This window comes from Bradyrhizobium sp. TM239 (genome assembly GCF_036247985.1).
In the GTDB taxonomy this organism is placed as follows: Bacteria; Pseudomonadota; Alphaproteobacteria; order Rhizobiales; family Xanthobacteraceae; genus Bradyrhizobium; species Bradyrhizobium ottawaense.
This window is the reverse complement of record NZ_BTIR01000016.1, coordinates 108157-114660: the sequence shown is the minus strand read 5'-3', so window position 1 is coordinate 114660 and position 6504 is coordinate 108157. Positions and strand designations below refer to the sequence as shown.

8 protein-coding genes are annotated in these 6504 nt (G+C 63.7%); 3 read left to right on the top strand and 5 right to left on the bottom strand.

Annotated elements, in window-relative coordinates:
* The 3 genes from AABA84_RS25545 to phaR all read right to left on the bottom strand — a co-directional run.
* The coding region (locus AABA84_RS25545; RefSeq protein ID WP_338313584.1) for a helix-turn-helix domain-containing protein at positions 1–133 on the bottom strand (133 nt) is incomplete at its 3' end.
* 187 nt (positions 134–320) lie between these two features.
* The gene (locus AABA84_RS25540) at positions 321–938 is read right to left on the bottom strand and encodes a class I SAM-dependent methyltransferase (RefSeq protein ID WP_338313583.1); all 618 of its coding nucleotides are present in this window, start codon (positions 936–938) and stop codon (positions 321–323) included.
* A 241-nt stretch (positions 939–1179) separates the two neighbouring features.
* On the bottom strand, positions 1180–1776 hold the full coding sequence (gene phaR, locus AABA84_RS25535; RefSeq protein WP_338309000.1) for a polyhydroxyalkanoate synthesis repressor PhaR: 597 nt from the start codon (positions 1774–1776) through the stop codon (positions 1180–1182).
* A gap of 316 nt (positions 1777–2092) precedes the next feature.
* On the opposite strand from phaR, the gene AABA84_RS25530 reads away from it, so the two are divergent.
* From AABA84_RS25530 to yddG, 3 genes are all read left to right on the top strand, one after another.
* Positions 2093–3271: an acetyl-CoA C-acetyltransferase gene (locus tag AABA84_RS25530; RefSeq protein WP_212247155.1), complete on the top strand. Its 1179-nt coding sequence runs from the start codon at positions 2093–2095 to the stop codon at positions 3269–3271.
* 252 nt (positions 3272–3523) lie between these two features.
* Positions 3524–4249: an acetoacetyl-CoA reductase gene (gene phbB / locus AABA84_RS25525; RefSeq protein ID WP_212247153.1), complete on the top strand. Its 726-nt coding sequence runs from the start codon at positions 3524–3526 to the stop codon at positions 4247–4249.
* A 115-nt stretch (positions 4250–4364) separates the two neighbouring features.
* A complete protein-coding gene (gene yddG, locus AABA84_RS25520) occupies positions 4365–5234 on the top strand; it encodes an aromatic amino acid exporter YddG (RefSeq protein WP_338313582.1) in 870 nt (289 codons plus the stop codon).
* A gap of 6 nt (positions 5235–5240) precedes the next feature.
* On the opposite strand, the gene AABA84_RS25515 is transcribed toward yddG, so the two are convergent.
* Together AABA84_RS25515 and gloB are read right to left on the bottom strand one after the other, a co-directional pair.
* A complete protein-coding gene (locus AABA84_RS25515) occupies positions 5241–5663 on the bottom strand; it encodes a cupin domain-containing protein (RefSeq protein WP_212247147.1) in 423 nt (140 codons plus the stop codon).
* 37 nt (positions 5664–5700) lie between these two features.
* The gene (gene gloB / locus AABA84_RS25510; protein WP_212247146.1) at positions 5701–6468 is read right to left on the bottom strand and encodes a hydroxyacylglutathione hydrolase; all 768 of its coding nucleotides are present in this window, start codon (positions 6466–6468) and stop codon (positions 5701–5703) included.
* Positions 6469–6504: the final 36 nt, after the last annotated feature.

Sequence of the window (6504 nt, the reverse complement as noted above, 5' to 3'; positions counted from 1 at the left end):
TCAGCCATTTGTAGCCCACGCCGGGGCTGATCCCGAACCGCCGGCACAGCTCCCGCCGGTTCGTTCCGTCCTGCAAGGCAAGTCGCACAAACTCGCGCCGCTGATCCATTACCGACACCTCGTTCCAGGGCATGGACGGCCTCCCGAATCGACCAATCCAGCCCAGTTTGATGTGTCAGCTATGTCTCCGAACACCTGTCAGTGATCTGTCCGGGCTAAACACTTGATCGGGCGATCCAGTATTCCAGAGACAGCAGTGATTGAACCGATGGGCCTCGTCGTACTGGATGCCCCGCCTTCGCGGGGCATGACAGCTGATCTTAGTTGCGCTTTCGAAACCGGCTGAACTGAAACGCCTGCGTCGAATTCCACGGCGTATGATGCGTCTCGCGGCGCGTATCGACCAGCTCGAAATCCGGCCCGAGCTCCGCAGCAAGGCTGGCGCTGTCATGGCGTTGCACCGGCAAGCCGCTGCATTTTTCCGGACCATCGGGCGCAAACGTCGCGATGATGATTTGGCCGCCGGGCGCAATCGCCGATCGCAGGCGCTCGACGTAAGCCGCCCTGTCGCGGGGTTCGGTCAGGAAGTGAAAGGCCGCGCGGTCGTGCCACACATCGTAAGTCCTGGCCGGCCGCCAAGTCGTGGCGTCGGCGACGATCCAGTCGACCGCGGAAGAGGTCTGACCGATTCGCGCCTTCGCCGCGTCGAGCGCGTTGGCGGAGAGGTCCAGCACGGTGAGATCGCGATATCCGTCTTGAAGAAGAGCATCGACCAGCCGCGAAGCGCCCCCGCCGATATCGATGATCGCCGCGTCGCGATCCGGATTGGCCGCGCGGATCATGTCGTGCGAGATGGTCGGGCTATCCTGAAACCAGCTGACCTCGGCCTCGCCCTTGGTGGCGTAGACGTTGTCCCAATGCATGGTGCGGTCGGGCATGGCGCGCTCCGTGCGTGTCAAGCCGTCATCCTGAGGCGCCGGAGCGGAGGCCTCGAAGGACGACGGCCCGGCTGTATCCCGGCCGCTCATCCTTCGAGGCTCGGCCCGCAATGATCTGCATTACGGGCCTCGCCCCTCAGGATGACGGGGCTAAAGCCGGTGAAGAAGAAATGGTGGGAGCGTGCAAATTTGCCAATCGCACGCCCGCCGCAGGCTGACGCGCGAGCGCGACCGGGAAGGCCTACTCGTCCTTCTTCGACATGCGCTCGAGGCGCTCCTGCATGTCCTTCATCTGCTGGCGCAAATCGTCGATGTTGCTGTCCTTCGGCGTCTCGGCGTTCGCGTCGGACTCCGTCTCGGCGGCGGCCGCCGGACGGCCCGCATTGGGAGCAAACGGCTTGAACATCGAGAAGGTCTGCTGGAACAGCTCCATGTTCCGGCGGACTTGTTCTTCCAGAGGAGCAAAAGGAGTGCCGGACAGGGTGTTGGCGATCTGCTTGCGGAACTTCTCCTGCTCCTGGGTCAGGGTCGCGATCGACTGCTCCAGATATTTCGGCACCACCATCTGCATGCTGTCGCCGTAGAAGCGGATGAGCTGGCGCAGGAAGGTGGTCGGGAGCAGGTTCTGGCCGGCCTTGTTCTCCTGCTCGAAGATGATCTGGGCGAGCACGGAGCGGGTGATGTCGTCGCCGGTCTTGGCGTCATAAACCAGGAAATCTTCGCCATCCTTGACCATCGCGGCGAGGTCTTCCAGCGTCACATAGGTACTCGTTCCGGTGTTATAGAGCCGGCGGTTCGCGTATTTCTTGATGGTCGTGGGTTGGTCTGATTTCGCCATGGGCTCTCACTTGCAAGCGCGGAGAACGGGAACCGAGCGGGCTATGCCGCAGGGCGGGAAGAGTACGCAACGCAACAAAATAAGCATTTTCAAAGGGCTCACGCTACCGTTTTGTGCGGCACGGTTAATCGCAGAGCAAAATCTTGCTTGCGAAAGCGCCAAGAACGCTATTTTGAATGCGCTGCGGTATGAATTCGGTCGCCGGCCGATTGACATGCCTCAACGACGTTAACAGGATGGCTGACGAGACTGGCGAGCCGTTTTCTCAAAGCCCCGCCTGCCCCCTTCAAGAAACCTCAAGCCTCAGGAGATGCCCATGTCAGACGATGTCGTCATCGTCAGCGCCGCCCGCACCCCGGTCGGAAGCTTCAACGGAGCGTTCGCGACCCTTCCCGCCCACGATCTCGGCGCCATTGCCATCAAGGCCGCGCTGGAGCGCGGTGGCATCGAGCCCGGTCGGGTCTCGGAAGTCATCATGGGTCAGATCCTGACCGCCGCCCAGGGCCAGAACCCGGCCCGTCAGGCCTCGATCGCTGCCGGTATTCCGGTGGAGAGCCCGGCCTGGGGCGTCAACCAGCTTTGCGGCTCGGGCCTGCGCACGGTCGCACTCGGTTACCAGGCGCTGCTCAACGGCGATTCCGAGATCGTGGTCGCCGGCGGCCAGGAATCCATGAGCATGGCCCCGCACGCCCAGTATCTGCGTGGCGGCGTCAAGATGGGTCCTGTCGAGTTCGTCGACACCATGATCAAGGACGGCCTGTGGGATGCCTTCAACGGCTACCACATGGGCAACACCGCCGAGAACGTCGCACGGCAGTGGCAGATCACGCGTGCCCAGCAGGACGAGTTCGCGGTCGCCTCGCAGCAGAAGGCCGAAGCGGCGCAGAAGGCCGGCAAGTTCAACGACGAGATCGTTCCCGTCACCATCAAGACCCGCAAGGGCGACATCGTCGTCAGCGCCGACGAATATCCGCGTCATGGCGCCACGCTCGACGGCATGGCCAAGCTCAAGCCCGCCTTCGAGAAGGACGGCACGGTCACCGCGGGCTCGGCATCCGGCATCAATGACGGCGCCGCCGCCGTGGTGCTGATGACCGCCAAGCAGGCCGCCAAGGAAGGCAAGAAGCCGCTCGCGCGGATCGTGTCCTGGGCGCAGGCCGGCGTCGATCCGAAGATCATGGGCTCGGGCCCGATCCCGGCCTCGCGCGCCGCGCTGAAGAAGGCCGGCTGGAATGTAGGCGATCTCGACCTGATCGAGGCCAACGAAGCCTTCGCGGCGCAAGCCTGCGCCGTCAACAAGGATCTCGGCTGGGATACCTCCAAGGTCAACGTCAACGGCGGCGCGATCGCGATCGGGCATCCCGTCGGCGCGTCCGGCGCACGCGTGCTGGTGACGCTGCTGCACGAGATGCAGAAGCGCGATTCGAAGAAGGGCCTCGCCACGCTGTGCATCGGCGGCGGCATGGGCATTGCGATGTGCATCGCGCGCGACTGAAGATAGCTGACACGTAGCTTACGCGCAGTTTGCGCGTGCGCTGCACACGTCAGTGAGTGCGTTGCACGCGACTAAAAAGGCAGCGGTTGCAAATCAAATATTCTTCGCAACCGTGCAGGCCTCGACTAAATACAAACGCCCGGCTCAACGCCGGGCGTTTTGTTCTTGATGTCCGTCAAACCAACCGCATAATCCAACGTTAAAAACGATCGCTTCAGAAACGTCCGAAGAGTCCAAGGGAAGGAATACGACATGGCACGTGTTGCATTGGTCACGGGTGGTACGCGGGGCATCGGTGCTGCGATCAGCAAGGCACTGAAGGCGGCGGGATACAAGGTTGCGGCGAGCTATGCCGGCAACGATACGGCGGCGGAGAAGTTCAAGGCCGAGACCGGCATCGCCGTCTACAAATGGGACGTCAGCAGTTTCGATGCCTGCGCCGAGGGCGTGAAGAAGGTCGAGGCCGATCTCGGGCCGGTCGAGGTGCTCGTCAACAATGCCGGCATCACCCGCGACACCGCCTTCCACAAGATGACGCTGGAGCAGTGGAACGCGGTCATCAACACCAATCTCGGCTCGCTCTTCAACATGACGCGTCAGGTCATCGAAGGCATGCGTGCGCGCAAGTTCGGCCGCATCATCTCGATCTCGTCGATCAACGGCCAGAAGGGGCAGTTTGGTCAGGTCAATTATTCCGCGGCGAAGGCCGGCGACATCGGCTTCACCAAGGCGCTCGCGCTCGAGAATGCCAAGGGCGGCATTACCGTCAACGCGATCTGCCCCGGCTACATCAACACCGAAATGGTGCAGGCGGTGCCGAAGGACGTTTTGGAGAAGAACGTGATCCCGCAGATCCCGGTCGCCCGGCTCGGCGAGCCCGAGGAGATTGCCCGCGCGGTCGTGTTCCTCGCGGCCGACGAGGCCGGATTCATCACAGGCTCGACCATGACCATCAATGGCGGCCAATATCAGGCCTGATGCGGCGCCAAGCCTTTCGATCAAAAGCCTGTAGCTTCAGGCGCAACAAGGCGATAGTGAAGGCGACAATGCCCGGCCTCGTGCCGGGCATCGTTGTCCTCAGAGCCTTCGTTCAATGACCCCGCGCACAGCCACGCTGATCGGATTGACCGCGATCCTGATGTGGTCGCTGCTGTCGGTGATGACGGTGGCGACCGGAAAGATCCCGGCGTTCCAGCTCGCCGCCATGACCTTCGCGATCGGCGGCCTGGTCGGCCTGCTCACCTGGATCGGCCGCGGCGAGGCGGCGAAGAGCCTGCGTCAGCCGCTGGTCGTCTGGGCTGTCGGCGTCGGCGGCCTGTTCGGCTATCACGCGCTGTATTTCCTCGCGCTGCGCTTCGCGCCGCCGGCCGAAGCCGGCTTGCTCAACTATCTCTGGCCGCTCCTGATCGTGCTGTTCTCGTCCTTCCTGCCGGGCGAGCGGCTCGCCCCGCATCACATCGTCGGCGCGGTGCTCGGCCTTGTCGGCACCGTGCTGCTGTTCGCCGGCAACACCTCCGGCTTCGCGGCGGGGCAGGTGCCGGGATTGGCTGCGGCCTTCATCGCCGCGTTCGTCTGGGCGGCTTATTCGGTGCTGTCGCGCCGGCTCAAGGCCGTGCCGACCGATGCGGTCGCCGGATTCTGCCTGGCCACCGCCGCGCTTGCCGCGCTGATGCACGGCCTGCTCGAGACCACCGTCTGGCCGGAGACCACGCTGCAATGGCTCTCGGTGATTGCGCTCGGCATCGGTCCCGTCGGAGCCGCCTTCTACGCATGGGACATCGGCATGAAGCGCGGTGACATCCGCGTGCTCGGCGCCGCCTCCTACGCGACGCCGCTGCTCTCGACCGGCTTCCTCATCGCCGCCGGTTTTGCCAAGGCCAGCGCCAACATCGCCATTGCCGCGATCCTGATTGCCGGCGGCGGCTTGATTGCCGCGAAGGACATGGTGCTAAGGAAGAGGTGAAGGGAGCTACGGCTCCCAGCCCTTTGGTGCGAGCTCGAAGCCTGCGAACTCGAATGCCGGAGCCACGGTGCAGCCGACCAGCGTCCACTCGCCCGTCGTCTCCGCGGATTGCCAGGCCTGCGCCGGCACGATCGCCTGTGGCCGGTCTCCATTCGCAAGGTCCGTGCCGAGCCGCACCTCGTGCTGCGAGCAGCCGTCATGGGCGATGCGCAGCATCAAGGGGCTGCCGGCGTAATAGTGCCATGTCTCGACCGCATCGACGCGATGCCAGTGCGACCGCTCGCCGCGTGCCAGCAGGAAGTAGATCAGGGTCGAGCGCGACCGTCCGTTGACGTCCGTGGTCTGGTCGCGAAACGTCTCGCGGTAATGGCCGCCCTCGGGATGCGGACGGAGTTCAAGGCGCGCGATGATCTCGGCTGCGGTCGGCATCGATCCAGTCAGGACTTTCTTCTGCAGGACTTGCTCTTCAGGACTTGTTCTTGCGCTCGCGCAGCTCGCCGAACACCGCGGCGGCATCCGCGCCCTTCATGTGCAGCCTTGCTGCGACCGACGGTTCGTCGGCGCGCAGGAACACGTTGGCCCGCTTCTCGTCGCCGAGCAGTGTGGGAATGGTCGGCTTGTTCTCGGCCCTGAGCCTCGTCACCTCCGCCGCGCGTGCCTGGAGCGCCGCATTGTCGGGATCGACGGTGAGCGCGAACTTGACGTTTGAGGCCGTGTATTCGTGGCCGCAATAGAGCTTGAAGTCGTCGGGCAGGGCACGCAGCTTCAGAAGCGAATCCCACATCATCGGATAGGTGCCCTCGAACACGCGGCCGCAGCCGATCGAGAACAGCGTGTCGGCGGCGAACACCGTCTTCTCGGTGTCGAACACGTAGGAGATGTGGTCGAGCGTGTGGCCGGGCGTCTCCAGGACGCGCGCCAGCAAATTGCCGATCTTGACCACGTCGGCATTGGCGACACGCAGGTCGACGTTGGCGATTTCGGTGGTCTTGTCGTGCGGCGCGACGACGCGGCAATTGTATTTCCGCTTGAGTTCGGCGACCCCGCCGACATGATCGCCGTGATGATGGGTGATCAGGATGTCGGTGAGCTGCCAGCCCTCGCGCTCCAGCGCCGCCAGGATGGGGCCGGCCTCAGGCGCGTCGATCGACGCCGTCGCCTTGGTTTCCACATCGTGGATCAGATAGCCGAAATTGTCGTTTAAACAGCTGAAAGTACGAATTTCGGCGGCCATGTCATCTCCATCGGGCTCAGCCCCGCCAGACAAATA

Bases quoted from the DNA above. Each gene is read 5' to 3' on its own strand.
- AABA84_RS25540 (WP_338313583.1), bottom strand. From the start codon at position 938: ATGCCCGACCGCACCATGCATTGGGACAACGTCTACGCCACCAAGGGC.
- phaR (WP_338309000.1), bottom strand. From the start codon at position 1,776: ATGGCGAAATCAGACCAACCCACGACCATCAAGAAATACGCGAACCGC.
- AABA84_RS25530 (WP_212247155.1), top strand. From the start codon at position 2,093: ATGTCAGACGATGTCGTCATCGTCAGCGCCGCCCGCACCCCGGTCGGA.
- phbB (WP_212247153.1), top strand. From the start codon at position 3,524: ATGGCACGTGTTGCATTGGTCACGGGTGGTACGCGGGGCATCGGTGCT.
- yddG (WP_338313582.1), top strand. From the start codon at position 4,365: ATGACCCCGCGCACAGCCACGCTGATCGGATTGACCGCGATCCTGATG.
- AABA84_RS25515 (WP_212247147.1), bottom strand. From the start codon at position 5,663: ATGCCGACCGCAGCCGAGATCATCGCGCGCCTTGAACTCCGTCCGCAT.
- gloB (WP_212247146.1), bottom strand. From the start codon at position 6,468: ATGGCCGCCGAAATTCGTACTTTCAGCTGTTTAAACGACAATTTCGGC.